This window comes from Streptomyces wedmorensis (assembly GCF_000716445.1).
In the GTDB taxonomy this organism is placed as follows: Bacteria; Actinomycetota; Actinomycetes; order Streptomycetales; family Streptomycetaceae; genus Streptomyces; species Streptomyces wedmorensis.
In genome coordinates, this window is sequence record NZ_JNWK01000053.1 from 1 (window position 1) to 13817 (window position 13817).

Annotated in this window: 11 protein-coding genes and 1 pseudogene; 6 read left to right on the forward strand and 6 right to left on the reverse strand. The window is 73.5% G+C overall.

Going from position 1 to position 13817, the window contains the following annotated elements:
* A pseudogene (locus tag OO54_RS46870) lies at positions 1 to 415 on the forward strand (serine/threonine protein kinase); the annotation flags it as partial.
* A complete protein-coding gene (locus OO54_RS31890; protein ID WP_078905446.1) occupies positions 412 to 1023 on the forward strand; it encodes a hypothetical protein in 612 nt (203 codons plus the stop codon). The pseudogene OO54_RS46870 and the gene OO54_RS31890, both read left to right, overlap by 4 nt.
* 30 nt (positions 1024 to 1053) lie before the next feature.
* Here OO54_RS31890 and OO54_RS31895 read toward each other — a convergent pair whose 3' ends face one another.
* Positions 1054 to 1581, reverse strand: coding sequence for an NUDIX hydrolase family protein (locus OO54_RS31895; protein WP_033209358.1), 528 nt, complete (start codon positions 1579 to 1581; stop codon positions 1054 to 1056).
* 177 nt (positions 1582 to 1758) lie between these two features.
* On the opposite strand from OO54_RS31895, the gene OO54_RS31900 reads away from it, so the two are divergent.
* Positions 1759 to 2199 carry a hypothetical protein gene (locus tag OO54_RS31900; protein WP_033209288.1) on the forward strand — a complete coding sequence of 147 codons (441 nt, stop codon included), beginning with the start codon at positions 1759 to 1761 and terminating at the stop codon, positions 2197 to 2199.
* Positions 2200 to 2269: 70 nt separating this feature from the next.
* Here the strand turns inward: OO54_RS31900 and OO54_RS31905 are convergent, their stop codons facing one another.
* Positions 2270 to 3121 carry a TioE family transcriptional regulator gene (locus OO54_RS31905; protein WP_033209290.1) on the reverse strand — a complete coding sequence of 284 codons (852 nt, stop codon included), beginning with the start codon at positions 3119 to 3121 and terminating at the stop codon, positions 2270 to 2272.
* A 58-nt stretch (positions 3122 to 3179) separates the two neighbouring features.
* On the opposite strand from OO54_RS31905, the gene OO54_RS31910 reads away from it, so the two are divergent.
* The gene (locus OO54_RS31910) at positions 3180 to 4382 is read left to right on the forward strand and encodes an erythromycin esterase family protein (protein WP_033209293.1); all 1203 of its coding nucleotides are present in this window, start codon (positions 3180 to 3182) and stop codon (positions 4380 to 4382) included.
* 67 nt (positions 4383 to 4449) lie between these two features.
* On the opposite strand, the gene OO54_RS31915 is transcribed toward OO54_RS31910, so the two are convergent.
* The 3 genes from OO54_RS31915 to OO54_RS31925 form a co-directional block, all read right to left on the reverse strand.
* Complete coding sequence (locus OO54_RS31915) at positions 4450 to 4833, reverse strand: hypothetical protein (RefSeq protein WP_033209296.1); 384 nt, start codon at positions 4831 to 4833, stop codon at positions 4450 to 4452.
* Positions 4834 to 5027: 194 nt separating this feature from the next.
* Entirely contained in the window at positions 5028 to 6086 is a 1059-nt protein-coding gene (locus OO54_RS31920; RefSeq protein ID WP_033209299.1) for a vWA domain-containing protein, read from the reverse strand.
* 145 nt (positions 6087 to 6231) lie between these two features.
* Entirely contained in the window at positions 6232 to 7236 is a 1005-nt protein-coding gene (locus tag OO54_RS31925; RefSeq protein WP_051787357.1) for a GlxA family transcriptional regulator, read from the reverse strand.
* A gap of 73 nt (positions 7237 to 7309) precedes the next feature.
* On the opposite strand from OO54_RS31925, the gene OO54_RS31930 reads away from it, so the two are divergent.
* A complete protein-coding gene (locus OO54_RS31930; RefSeq protein ID WP_234439244.1) occupies positions 7310 to 8677 on the forward strand; it encodes an MFS transporter in 1368 nt (455 codons plus the stop codon).
* A gap of 97 nt (positions 8678 to 8774) precedes the next feature.
* Here the strand turns inward: OO54_RS31930 and OO54_RS31935 are convergent, their stop codons facing one another.
* The gene (locus tag OO54_RS31935; protein WP_033209363.1) at positions 8775 to 12350 is read right to left on the reverse strand and encodes a hypothetical protein; all 3576 of its coding nucleotides are present in this window, start codon (positions 12348 to 12350) and stop codon (positions 8775 to 8777) included.
* Positions 12351 to 12742: 392 nt separating this feature from the next.
* Here OO54_RS31935 and OO54_RS31940 point away from each other — a divergent pair, with 392 nt between their 5' ends.
* The gene (locus OO54_RS31940; RefSeq protein WP_033209306.1) at positions 12743 to 13675 is read left to right on the forward strand and encodes an aminoglycoside phosphotransferase family protein; all 933 of its coding nucleotides are present in this window, start codon (positions 12743 to 12745) and stop codon (positions 13673 to 13675) included.
* Positions 13676 to 13817: the final 142 nt, after the last annotated feature.

Sequence of the window (13817 nt, forward strand, 5' to 3'; positions counted from 1 at the left end):
CCCGTCGACGCCGCCGCCCACCCCCACCACGACCCCGCCCACCACCCCGCCCACGACGCCGCCGACCACACCCCCGACCACGCGACCGCCCGTCTCCGTCACGGCGGTCTCGGTCACCGGCCTGCGCCAGATCGGGCCGACGACCGCCGAGGCCACCGTCGAGATCACGACGGACGGCACCGGACCGGTGACGCTCCTCGTCGAGTGGTTCACCGGCGACCAACAGGGCTCCCCGGGCGCCCCGGACGGCTCCGACACCCTCCGGCGCCAGGGTTCCACCCACTACACCCTCACGCTCTCCCACAGCGTCCGCGGCGCCGGCTGCTACTGGGGAGCGCGCGCGACCACCAACCCGGCCGCCGCGAGCGGCGGTTCCCTCCAGCAGGTCTTCATCCGACGGTGTGTGATCACATGAACGACGACGACTACAGCGCCACCGAACTCGGCAGCCACTGGTTCGAAGGCCCGCTGCCGGAACCCACCCCCGACCGCGTCGAAGGCGAGGTCCTGCGGTTCGGGCCGGGCGTGACCGCGATCGCCGCCCGCCGCGCCGAGAACACCCCGACCGCGGCCCAGATCTGGCAGGGCACCCTGCCCGGCGCCCCGCCGCCGCCCCCGCCCCGGCCCCGCTCGCGGTGGCCGTGGCGGTACGTGCCCGCCGCCCTGGTCCTCGTCGCCGTCCTCGCCTTCCTCGCCTGGCGCGAGTACGGCCCCCGGGCCGCCGTGCGGTCCGTCGCGGTCACCGCACCCGGCCCGTCGCTCGGCTGCGACGGCACGGCGAACGTCGTCGGCGTCGTCCGCACCGACGGTCGCCCCGGCACCCTCACCTACCACTGGGAACGCAGCGACGGGACCCGCTCCGCGCCGCTGCGCGAGACCCTGGCCCGCGGCCAGGAGGAGGCTCGACTCCACCTCCTCTGGACCTTCCACGGGCCGGGCTCCCACCAGGCCGTCGCCCGCCTCGTCATCACGTCCCCCACCCCTCACACCGCCGAGGGCGCCTTCACGTACCGCTGCGGCTGAGCCCGACCCGGTACGGGCGGGGGCGAGGACTCAGTACACGTGCCCCACATGGGCCAGCGCCTGCTTCAACAAGGCCCCCTGCCCGCCCGGCATCTCACCCTGCACGGCCGGCGACGCCGCCTCCTGCGGGCTGAACCACACCAGGTCCAGCGCGTCCTGCCGCGGGCGGCAGTCGCCGGTCACCGGCACCACGTACGCCAGCGACACCGCATGCTGCCGCGGGTCGTGATACTGCGTCACGCCCGCCGTCGGGAAGTACTCCGCCACGGTGAACGGCTGCAACGAAGCCGGCACCCGGGGCAGCGCCACGGGCCCCAGATCCTTCTCCAGATGGCGCAGCAGCGCGTCACGAACGCGCTCGTGGTGCATCACCCGCCCCGACACCAGGGTTCTGCTGATCGTTCCGTCCGCCCCGATTCTCAGCAACAACCCGATACTCGTGACTTCCCCGCTGTCGTCCACCCGCACGGGCACGGCTTCGACGTACAGGATCGGCATCCGGGCCCTGGCCAATTCCAGTTCATCCGTGGTCAGCCAGCCGGGCGTGGTCTCAGTCATGTCGGACATCGCCTGATCATACTTTCCGGCCCGCATCCCGGCCCAGGGCGCGTGTCTGCCAGCCGGGTGGGAATGCACGCCGCTCGAAGGGACGCCCGACACCGCCCGGCTCCCGCGAAGCGAGCCCGTCCCCTAATCGGCTTGCTTCTCATGCCCTCTCCACGGTCACATGCGGGCATGAGCAGAATGGCGCAGATCGTCGTACTGGCCCGCTACGAGGACGAGGTGATGGAGCCGCTGACCCGAGATGACGAAGCCCGCACGTGGCGCGGGCGCTTCGAGCAGATCCCCGGCTGGTTCGTCGGCGGCTGGCACATCGAGTTCTTCCGCTCGTACCAGCGGGCCGGCGTGCTGAAGGACCTGGAATCGCTCCCCTGGAACAACCCGGAGTGCGTACAGGTCCTGCTCCACGACGAGGACGACGACTGCTTCGGCCTCTGGATGTTCCACGACGGCGTCCTCACCGAAGTCCCCCTCGCCGGCACCCGCCGCATCCACGACGTCCGATCGGCACCGTCCGACAACCCGGACCCCGGCGTACTCTGCCGCACGGACCAGGGCCGGGAACTCCCCACGCATTCCCCCGAACACGCACAGGACCCCCGGCTCTCCTGGTAGCCGGACGGCGTTCGGGAGGCGCCGGCACGGCGTGCGAGCGCGGCGGCGGGTCCGCCCCGCCCCGTGAGGACTACGAGCTCGACCGCCGGTCCACCTGGCCGAGGTACGTGTCCAGCTCCGCGGCCCCGGTCAGCATCGCCCGTCCGCGGGCGGACAGTCGGCCGTGCCAGTCGCGCAGCGTCGCCTTCAGCGGCTCCAGGCCGCCGGCGGCCCGGACTTGGGCGATCAGGGGCGCGATCCTCTCCAGGGGATAGCCGCCGCGCCTGAGCTGGTGGGCCAGGCGGGCGTCGCGTACGGCGGCGTGGTCGTAGACGCGGTAGCCGGTCCGCGGGTCACGGTCGGGCCGCACCAGTCCGGCACCCTCCCACGCGCGCAGTGTCGCGGGCCGGATTCCCAGCTGCGCCGCGAGCGGACCGATGAACGTGTGGCCGGACTCGGACGCGGACCGGGACTCGTACCTGGACGCGGGCCCGGACTCGTACCCGGAGGCGGGCCCGGCAGAGGGCCCGGACGCTTCGACGGAGCCGCGCCGTCCGGAGGCCGAGGCTCGCCCGGACGCGGGCGCGGCAGGCGGCTCCAGGTCGCGCAGGGCGCTTTCCACGGCCTGGAGTGTGCGCCGGTCGTCGAGGAGTCGGGCGTGGCTGTCGTCGACGAGGTGCAACGCCTCCTCGATCGCGCCCTGGTTCACGGCCTGCATGATCGAGGTCGCCGTCTGGTGGCCGTGGCCGGGGAGGAGGGCGAGAAACGTACGAAGGGCCTGCGCGTGCAGCGAGGTGTAGGTGCGGTAGCCGTGGGGTGTGCGAGGTGCGGCGGGGAGGATGCCGGACTCCTCGTAGTTCCGGATCGCCTGCGTGGACAGGCCGTGCTCACGCGCCAGATCCACCGGCCTGAGCCGCTCGCCGCTTTGAAGGTTTCGACCCATGAAGGCCAGGATATCGCGGCAAAGTCTCAATCGAGGCTTCAACGATACCGTTGAAGGCATGGCGACTGACATCAAGGACATCACCGATGCGGTAGAGGCTGCCGCTGTCATGAAGCTGCTCCCGACGCGGCCCAGGCTGCTCGCCCTGGGCGAGCCCACGCACGGCGAGGAGAGCCTGCTGGAGACGCGCAACGAGTTGTTCCGCGGACTCGTCGAGCAGGAGGGCTACCGGACGATCGCGATCGAGAGCGACTGCCTGAGGGGACTGGCCGTGGACGCCTACGTGACCGCCGGCACGGGCACCCTCGACGAGGTCATGGAGCACGGGTTCAGCCACGGTTGGGGCAGCTCGGCGGCGAACCGCGAGCTCGTACGGTGGATGCGCGCCCACAACGAGGAACGGCCCGCGTCCGAGCGGCTCGGCTTCGCCGGCATCGACGGCCCGCTGGAGATCGCCGCCGCCGAGAGCCCCCGGCAGGCGCTCACCGCACTCCACGGATACCTCGCCGCCCACGTGGACCCGGACCTGCTCGCCTGCACCCCGGAGACGCTCGACGCCCTGCTCGGCACCGATGACCGGTGGACCGAACCCGCCGCGATGATGGACCCCTCCCGGTCCTTCGGGCAGTCCGCGGAGGCCGGTCGGCTCCGTCTCCTCGCGGACGATCTGGTGGCGCTGCTCGACGCCTACGAGCCCCGACTGCTCGCGGCGACCTCGCGCGACGACTTCGACCGGGCGAGCCTCTACGGCCGCACCGCCCTCGGCCTGCTGCGCTACCACCACTGGATGGCCGATGCCTCACCGGCGCGTCTGCCCCGTCTGGTGGGCCTGCGGGACCGGATGATGGCCGAGAACCTCCTCGCCGTCGCCGCCAGGGGCCCGGCCTTCGTCCACGCCCACAACTCGCACCTCCAGCGGCACGAGAGCTCGATGCGCATGGGCGGTACGGCGCTGCGATGGTGGAGCGCCGGCGCACTCGTCAGTGCCCGACTGGGCACGGAATACGCCTTCGTGGCCACCGCCCTCGGCACGATCCGGCACCAGGGAGTGGACACTCCGCGACCGGACACCGTCGAGGGACTCCTGTACGCCCTTCCGCGGGACCGCTGTCTCGTCGACGCCCCCCGCCTGGCCGCCGCCCTCCACGACGCGCCGCCCGCACCCCGGGTCTCGCCGTGGTTCGGGTACGCGCCCCTGGACCCCGCCCACCTCGCGGACAGCGACGGCATCGTCTTCCTCAAGGACCTCCCGCAGCGCTGACACCGCCCGGTGGCCCCCGCCCCGCCCTGCCCCGTACGGGCGCTCGGCGGCCTGAACGCCCTGCTCGTCAGGCGCCGATCACGCCGTAGAACAGGACGCCGGCCGCCACCGGAACACCCAGCGCGGCGATGACGCCGAGCGCGCCCGGCCGGGTGCGGGGGTCGACGAACGCGGCCGTCGTCAGGAGGACCGCCGCGGGGATGAAGAAGAACATCCCGATGAGCAGGCCCACCACCGCCCAGGCCAGCAGGCCTGTCCCGATGATGAGCGACGCCCAGGCGAAGGACTGTGGCTCGCGTCTGAGGAAGAGCGGGATGGCGACGGGCATCGCGGTCAGAAGGAACATCCCCCCGAGCATAGTGGGCAGCGCGAAGGCCAGGACCGGGATCACGGACAGGACGGCGGATACCGCGAGCACGGTCTGACCTGTGCGTACGAGCTGGTTCTCCATGGCCACCCCTGATGTTGAACGTGTTCAGTTTGAACGCGTTCAAGATAGCTTTCCGTGTCGGCCGTTGCCAAGTCCGCCTTTCGGGTGGCCGCGTGGACGGCACGGCGAGAGGCGGAACGCCCCGAAGCCCGGACGGCGGCGGGCCCCGGACGCCGAAGCGTCCGGGGCCCGCCGGGGGTGCGCGAGGCGTCGGTTCAGGAGGAGGCGTCAGTTCGGTTCATGAGGAGGAGCTGGGTGTGGGCGACGAGCTTGCGGTTCACACTGGTGCTCTGCACGAAGATGGTGAAGTCGTCGTTGTGGTCCGGCTTGACACGTACCTCCACATCGGGAAGGCCGAGCAGGGCACGGGCCTCGGGCCCCGAGTAGACCCGGTTCGTCTTCTTCTCCAGGACGGCGATCTTCTTCCGCGCCTGGACCTTCTCCGACTTGCTCAGCTGATAGAACGCGCACCCCGTGCTGTAGGTGTGCCCACTCTCGGTGACCCACTCCCTGATCGCCGCGTCACGAGCGACCGGGATCAGCTGGTACTTCGACGCATCGACCGGCGTGAGGCCGGCCGCCTTGATGGTGTCCTTGTTGACCGCCTCCGCACCCGTGGAGAACACCGCACGGGACCCCCGGATGCCCTTCGTGCGGCCCACCATGAACTTCTCGGTGGCCTCCTGGATAACCTGCCCCGCCTCTTCGAGACCCCGGGTGCTCGTCGCATCCCAAATGGCGACGTTCTCCTTCGGGAAACCACACTGCACGGCCTCGCGCTTGCCCATCTGGTCCGGTACGAGAACGGCCAGCGTCCAATTGTCCTGCTGGTTCTCGATCATCTCGGCGACGGCCCCGACCAATGCGCGCGCATTCCTCGCGGGAGAATCCGGGCAACGGTGGCTCGCGTTCTCCTGACCATCGGTCAGCACGAACGTGAGGAAGCTGTGGTCGCCGTACAGCTGCGCCGTCTGAGCCAGCTCACGCTGCGACTTCAGCGCCGCCGCCAGCAGCGCCGTCATCCCCCCGACCCGGTACAACTGCTTCAGGGACGGCATTCGCAGCACGTCCTTGTCGTAGATGACGCATTCCACCGTGTCCGCGAAGACGTACACCGTGACACGCGTTTCCTGGTCCAATTCCCTCGACCGGCGCGCCAGGTAGGCGATCTGCTCGTCGGCGACGTCGACGACCTTCCGGCTCAGGTGCGACATCGACGAACTCGCGTCCAGCACAAGAGCGACGTGATTGATGTAGTTCTGGTTTCCGGACATGGCGGATCCCCCTGCTCCCGTTCCCGACTTGATACTCCTACCGTCTCATCCACCACTGACAATCGACCTCGGCTCCCGGCCCGCGGACCGTGAGCGCCACGCACCGCGCGCGGCACGCCCCGGCCGCGACCGGGGGCGGCGGCCATCAGCCGCCGGGGGGCCGGCCCGCCGCGCCCGTGCGGAAGGTGCGCCGGTAGGCGGCGGGCGTGGTGCGGAGGGCCTCGTGGAAGCGGCGGCGGAGGTTGACGGCCGAGGAGAGGCCGACGCGGCGGGCGATGGTCTCCACGGGGAGGTCGGTCTCCTCGAGGAGCGCGCGGGTGGCGGCGAGGCGCCGGTCGAGGAGCCAGCGTCCCGGGCTGATGCCCAGTTGCTCGGTGAAGCGCCGGGTGAGCGTGCGGGGCGAGACCTGGGAACGGAGCGCCATGTCGGCGACGCTGACCGGCTGGTCGAGCCGCCCGGCCAGCCACTCCAGGAGAGGAGCCAGTGAGTCGGTGACCGGCCCGGACGTGGGCAGCTCGGCGTACTGCAGCTGGCAGCCCTCGCGATGTGGAGGCGTCACCATCTGCCGGGCGACGCGCATCGCGTACGCGGCACCGTGGTCGGTCCGCACCAGGTGAAGGCAGAGGTCCACGCCCGCCGCCGACCCCGCGCTGGTGGCCACGTCGCCGTGGTCGACGTAGAGCACCCCGGGGTCGACCCGGACCCGCGGGTACAAGGCGGCCAACTCGGCGGCCTGGGCCCAGTGCGTGGCGGCCCGCCGGCCGTCGAGGAGTCCGGCCGCGGCGAGCACGAACGCGCCCGACGAGATGCCGACGATCCGCGCGCCGCGCCGGTGCGCCCGTCGCACCGCCGCGACCACCGCAGGCGGCACGGCGGCGCCGGCCGGATGCCGACGCCCGGGAACCACCACCGTGTCCGCACGCTCCAGCGCGTCCAGGCCCGCCGTGACCAGCATGTCGTAACCGGCCTGAGTGCGCACCGGGCCGGGATGCTCGGCGCAGACCTCGAACGCGTAGCGCGCCGGGATCGCCGGGCTGTGGTCACCGAACACCTCTGCCGCGCAGGCCAGCGGAAAGGCCGACTGCGGGGACTGCAGCAGGGCCACCACCCGGTGCCGGCCCGGGGACTTCGGCAGCGGACGAGGCGTCATGGCGCGAAAGTACCCCATCGTGTCGTTCAGGACACTGGGGACGGCCGATTGGTGCAGACCAGTATGGCGAGCTGTGACCACCACGCACGATCAGACCCCACCGCCCCCGCCCCACGGCGACCCGCCCCGCGACCGACCCGCCGGCCCCGAGGCCCTCGCCCCTCCGCACGCTGACGGCCCACCCGCCAGGCCCCCGTTGTGGGACCGGCGCTTCACCCTCTACTTCACCGCCCGCACGGTCTCGCTCGTGGGCGACGCGATGATGCCGGTGGCCGCCGCCCTCGCCGTCGGCGCCCTCTACGGGATCTCCGGCGTCGGCTTGGTCCTCGGCGTCTGGACGGGGACGTTCGTCCTCCTGGTCCTGTTCGGCGGAGTGTTCGCCGACCGGTTCGGCGCGCGCCGGATGATGGTGGGCGCGGACCTCGTACGGGTGCTCACCCAGGGCGTGCTGGCCGCGGCGTTCTTCACCGGCCCACCGCCGTTCTGGCTGCTCGTGACCACGGCGGCCGTGGCCGGTGCGGCCGTCGCGATGTTCCTGCCGGGGGTCAACGGGATGGTCCCGCTGGTCGCCCGCGACCCGCAGCGGGCCAACGCCACGCTCAAGGTGGCCGACGCCCTCGCCCACCTCCTCGGCCCGGCCTCGGCCGGACTCCTGATCGCGCTGACCAGCGCCGGAACCGTGTACGCCATCGACGCCGGCACCTTCCTGCTCAGCGCCCTGTGCCTGGCGCTCATCCGCCTCGCCCCCGGAGGGGCGTCCGCCGACGGCACGACCGGAGCCGACACGACGGTTCCCAGGTCGAGTTCACTCCGCCGCGACCTGCGCCAGGGCTGGCACGAGTTCCGCTCCCGCACCTGGATGTGGGCGGTCATCCTCATCTGGGTGGTCTACGGCGTGCTGATCTTCGGACCTCTCGTCCCCCTGAGCTCGGCGCTGATCGGCGACCGTCTCGGGCCGGACGCCTACGGCCTGGCCGTCTCCTTCCTCGGCGTCGGCACGGTGCTCGGCGGGCTCCTCGCCCTGCGGGCACGCCCGGCCAGGCCGCTGGCCGCCGGCGCAGTGGCGATGGCGCTGTACACCGCGCTGCCGCTCTGCGTGGCCCTGGACGCCGGACTGCCCGGACTGCTCGCGGGCCACGCGCTCGGCGGCGGAGCCTTGGCGTTCTGGTCGGTCATGTGGGCCACCAGCGTGCAGACCCACACCCCGCCCGCGGTGCTCAACCGCGTCACCGCTTACGAGTTGGCCGGCTCTGTCTCCGGAATCGCCCTCGGCCAGATACTCGCGGGACCGGCCACCACCCTGTTCCCGCCGGGCGGGCTCCTCCTCGTCTCCGCGGGCACCTGCCTGGCCGGCAGCGTGGCGCTGCTCGCGACCCCGGCCATCCGCGGACTGCGCCGTGCGGGTCCCCCGCACGATGCCGCGCCCCCGGTGGGCGACTGAGCCGGGCTTCACCGACGCCGACGCCGACGGGGTCCTGGGGAACGGGAGAAGGGGGAGGCGCAGAGGACCGCGCGCGCCGGATCGGGGCGCGGCGGGCTCACCGTCCGCCCAGGTCCGTGACGTACGCCGCCTCCCTGACCTCCAGTTCCGGATGGCGGCGCAGTTCGACGACGGCCGCACGGCAGGAGTCCGGCCAGTCCTTCCGGACCCCGAGCGCGGTGACGAGGCCGACGGCGAGAAGGCCCTCGACGAGACGGCCCTCGGAGGCCAGGACGCGGACCGCCGCGAGGGCGGGGGAGAGGTCGTGGAGCGGATCGCCGTACTGGTGCGCCTCTTCCAGGTCCTCGGCCACCCGCACGGCGAGGACGGGACGGCCTTCGGTCGCCGCCGCCAACTCCCGCAGCGAGAAGATCAGTTCGGCCTCGGTGGAGGTCAGGTCGACGGCCCGGACGAGGAGGGCGGTGCGGGCGGCGGTGACCGCCGGCTCGGTCGCGAGCCGACGCGCCAGGACGGCGCACATGCGGGGGTCCCGGATCGACGAGCCGAGGAGCGAGTCCAGACGACGACGTGCGGGCAGGTCCCCGCCCCGCCCGCCGCCCTCCGGCTCGCCGGCCGCGACGACCGCCAGGAGCCGGTCCACGACGTCGCCGAGGAGGCTGCCGGGTGCCACGCCACCGATGGGGTGGGGAAGTCCGGACTGCGCCAGTTCCACCAGCCCGTGGCACGCCCGCCACCCGGCCAGAGGGGAGGCCGGGTCGGTGTAGACGTCGGCCAGCGCCGCGCCTGCCCCCGGCGCGTACCGCGCCCAGTCGCGGAGGCCGTAGAGGGCTTGCTCCGCCGTCTGCTCCTCGGCCACGAAGGGCAACCGGGCGACGAGCTCCCCGTAGCGCGACCGGTGGGCCGGGAGCAGATCCGCAGGCCCCACTTCGAGGAGCATGCGGCGGGACGCGTCCGGCCCGTCGGCGACGGCGGATTCGAGCAGTGCCCACATCTCCTCGGCGGGCAGCAGCGTCGAGGCCAGACCGACGACGGTGGCGTGCACGTCGGGGTGGACACCAGGAGCGCGGCCCACCGCGTACAGGAGCTCGATCGCGGCTCCCGGAGGCAGGTGCCGGGCGGCGAGCCGGGCGGCCGCCTTCCTGACGGTCACCTTCACGCCGTTCTCGCGGGTCAGGACGTCACGGAGCAGGGCCGCGACCCTGCTGGGCCGGGCGTGGGCGGCGGCACGGGCGGCGGCGGACCATGCGGCCGCGGCCCGGTCGTCACCGAGGTGGCCGAGCAGGGCGGGGAGAGCCGAGGCCGGGTCGTCCGTGTCGGCGGCCGCGTCGAGAGCCGCTGCCGCCAGGGCCGCCGCCGTCAGGTCCGCCTCGGCACGGCCGACGGGGGAACCCACCGTGCCCTCGGTGCCCACCGCGCCACTCTCGCCCGCCGCACCCGTCACGTCGTCGGCCTCCGCCGCGGCCGGTACGAAGTCGGCGTACCGGCCGAGCAGGGCGCGCCCGTGCTCCGGCACCGAAGCCACCGAACGGAGCAGCCCGGCACGTTCGTCGAGGCCCCGACCGGGATCGGCGACGACGGCCGAGGCCAGCCGGACCGCCGCCTCCTGCTGCCGGGGCAGCCACCGGTCGGCGTACCGGAAAGGAGGCAGCGGCCGGACAGTCCCCGCCACCGGGAACCGGCCGTCCGAAGGCGGGAGTCCGACCAGCGCGCGATCCAGCAGGTCGGAGCGCTCCGAGGCCACGACAGCGAGCACCTCGGGCAGGAAGACGGCGGAAGGTTCCCACGCGAGCAGCTCCGCCACGCGACCGCCTCGGGTCGCCGGGTCGCCCAGCCAGGCCGCGGCGACCTTGCCGAAGACAGCGTCGGGGCAGGTGCGCAAGGCCTGTTCGAGGCGGTCCTGGAGTTCGGGAATCCGGTAGGCGTGGCGTCCGCACGACGTGACCAGCGAGAGCAGGGGAGAGACGTCGCCGCGCGAGGCGGCCCGGTCCAGCCACGGGCCCAGGGCGTCGAGCACGGCCCGCGTCCCGCCGTCGCGCAGCACGCCGCCGATACGGCCGAGATCCACCCTTCCGGTGTGCGCGGTCAGCGCCTCCAGGACGCGTACGGCCGTCCGGAGGGCGGCGCCACCAGAGGCGCCCGCGGGTGCGTCCGGGCCGGCGGCGGCGACGCTGCCGACCGCGGCCGCTTCCCCGGCGGCGGCGAGCAAGTTCACGGCCAGGGTCCCGATGGTCCTCCGCGTCGCCGACGAGCTGTCCCGTGCCCTCAGGGCATCCAGGCACAGCTTCTCCAGGGACACGGCCCCGATGACGCCCCCGGTGGGCGTGCCGGACTCGGTGGCCGCCACGAGCAGCGGTGCCGGGAGGTCGGCGACGGCGGACAGCGCCTCCTCGCGCACGGGGTCACGGTCGTTGGCCACTCGGCCCGCGGCCAGCGCGAGGACCTCCGCCACCTGTTCCGGATCACGCGTGAGGTCCGCGTTGACCATCAGCCGGTCCCAGAGCGTCCCGCGCTCCTCGGCGTCACCGGTGCCGAGGGCGCGCAGCAGCTCGGGACGCGCCTCGGCGGGCGGCAGCAGGGCGAGCAGGCCCCACAGGTCCCAGCCCGAGTGGGGTTCCGCGCGCATCTCCTCGACCGCCGCACGGACACGGACGTGCCGCTCGGCGGCCGGCAGCGGGACGAGCACCCGTTCATGCGCGTGGCGAGCGAGGCGCGGACCACCCGCGGCGATGACGGCGTCCACGAACCCCGCCCGACGCGCCGGCGGCACCGACCGCACCAGCACGGCGAAGGCCTCCCGGTGGAACCACCGGGCCCCCACCGCGGGCAGGGACGGCGGATCCGCCGCCACCAGCTTCCGTATCACGGCACGGCCGGGCGTCCGCTCCCACCGAGCGGCCGCCCGACGCGGGTCGGCGAGCCAGCGCGCGACCCGCTCGGCGTCCACCGACACGAGGGCGCCGAGACAGTCGTTCACCGGCCCCGGCAGGTTGTCGGGGCCGTACCGCTCCAGCAGCTCCAGCACGCGCGCCGGCGCGGCGGGCACAGCGGCCGCGATCGCGGAGGCGTGGCGTGCCCACCAGCGTTCGCGCGACCGCAGCGGCAGGTCGCGCAGTTCCCGCTCCACGTGGTCGAGAACGACGACGGGATGCCGGACGGCCAGCGTGCTCCAGTCCTCGAACGCCAGCGCCCCGGCCAGTTCGGGCAGCAGCCGCGCGGCGAACTCGGTCGAGCACCCCGGCAGCAGGCGTGCCGCGTCCCGGTCGCCGTACGCCGTACGCACCCGCAGCGCCAGCCGCTCGGCGAGTCCAGGCCGCCGACCGTCGCGCAGCAGACGAGCGAGGTCGGCGCGGACCACGGCGGGTGCGTCGTCGTACGCGGCCTCGATCGCGGCCTCCGGGACGGGCAGTCGCCTGGCGCCGCGGAGCGCGTACCGGCGCACCACCGGGTCGGGGTCCCCGAGCCGCGCCGCCAGATGATGCGACTCCCCGGCGGTCAGGGCCGCGAGCGCGGCGAGCCGGCGTTCGTACGAACCGCGCCCGTCCAAGGCCGCGAGCAGCGGCCGCAGTTCACCTCGGGCGGCGAGCCGATGCGCCGTGACGGCGGTGTACCGGAGCCGGCCGGTGTGGGACAGGGAGTCGAGGGCGGCGAGAAACTCGTCTGCGCAAGAGATCATCGCGGGCATTGTGCCTCACCGCCCCGAAACCGCCCCACCGAATATCGACGACCTCCCAGACCATGACGGCGGCCCTCCAGCGGCCCCGTCCGCCGCCTGCGCCGCGCGCCCGAAGTCCGCGGTGCCGGCGACGCCCAGCCAGTGGTCCCGTACGTACGCGCGCAGCAGTGCCTCCATCGCCGGGCCGCCCAGGGCGCGCTCCAGATCGTGCAGGGCGCGGGCGCCGCGCAGCGCTCCCGTGCTGCGCCATGTGCTCCCCCTGTGACGGTCACGCGAGTACGGCGGCCGCGGCCTGGCGGCTGCCGAAACTCCCGGATCGTACCCGCCGGATCAGAGGCGGGCGGCGGCTCGGGCTCGCCGGGCGATGCGGGCCGGTGCGTAGGGTTGCCGGAATGATCGCCATGCCAGAGGAGTTCGCCCGGTGCACCGTCGACCGGGAGGGGGAGCCGGGGGCGGCCTGGCTCGCCGGGCTGCCCGGGATCGTGGAGGAGCTGCTGGAACGGTGGGAGTGCGAGCCGGACGGCGAGGTGATGCACGGAGGCGTCGGCGTCGTCGTCCCGGTACGGCGGCGGGCACGGGAGAGCGCCGTCCTGAAGGTGTCGTTCCCGCATCCCGGCAACATCCACGAGCCGGACGCGTTCGAGGCCTGGGGCGGCCGCGGCGCCGTCCGGCTGCACGAGCGTGACGACGCGCGTTTCGCGATGCTCCTCGAGCGGGTCCGGTCGTCGACCCTCGCGGACGTCGAGGACGGCGACGAGGTGGTGACGGTCGCCGGACGTCTCAACCGCCGCCTGGCCGTCCCCGCACCGCCCGGCCTGCCCCGGCTGCGCGAACGGGCCGACGCCTGGGAGGAGGAGCTGCGCAGGGACGCCGAGGAGCTGCCCCACGCGCTGCCGCGCGAGGTACTGGACGCCGCCCTGGCGACCGTACGCGAGTTGGGCCGCGGCCGGCCCGACACCCTCGTCCACGGCGACCTCCACGCCCGGAACATCCTGCGCGCCGACCGGGAACCGTGGCTGGCCGTCGACCCCAAGGGGTACGCGGGAGACCCCGCCTACGACGGCGGCACCCTGCTGAAGTCCCGGGCCCTGACGCTCCTCGACGCGCATGACCTGACCAAGGCCGTCCACCGCGTCCTGGACGTGTTCGCCGAGGCCGCGGAGCTCGACCGTGAACGCGTCCGGCGGTGGGCCCAGTTCCACGCCGTCCAAGCCGCGTTCTGGGGCCGCCGCCACGGCTTCCGCATCGCCCGCGACGGATCAAGCCTGCACCGGCTGACACGGTTCGCCGACCGCCTGGCGGAGCTGCTCGCCGCACACTCCTGACCACAGCGGCGGAAGCCGCCCCGAGCGCCGCCGCCCGGACGGGATTCCTTTGGGATTCCCGGGGCGAACCGTGGTGAATTCGGTAAGGCGCCGTCACAGAACCGTGAAGCACGCGCGCGAACCTGGAGTCCACCACAGCGCG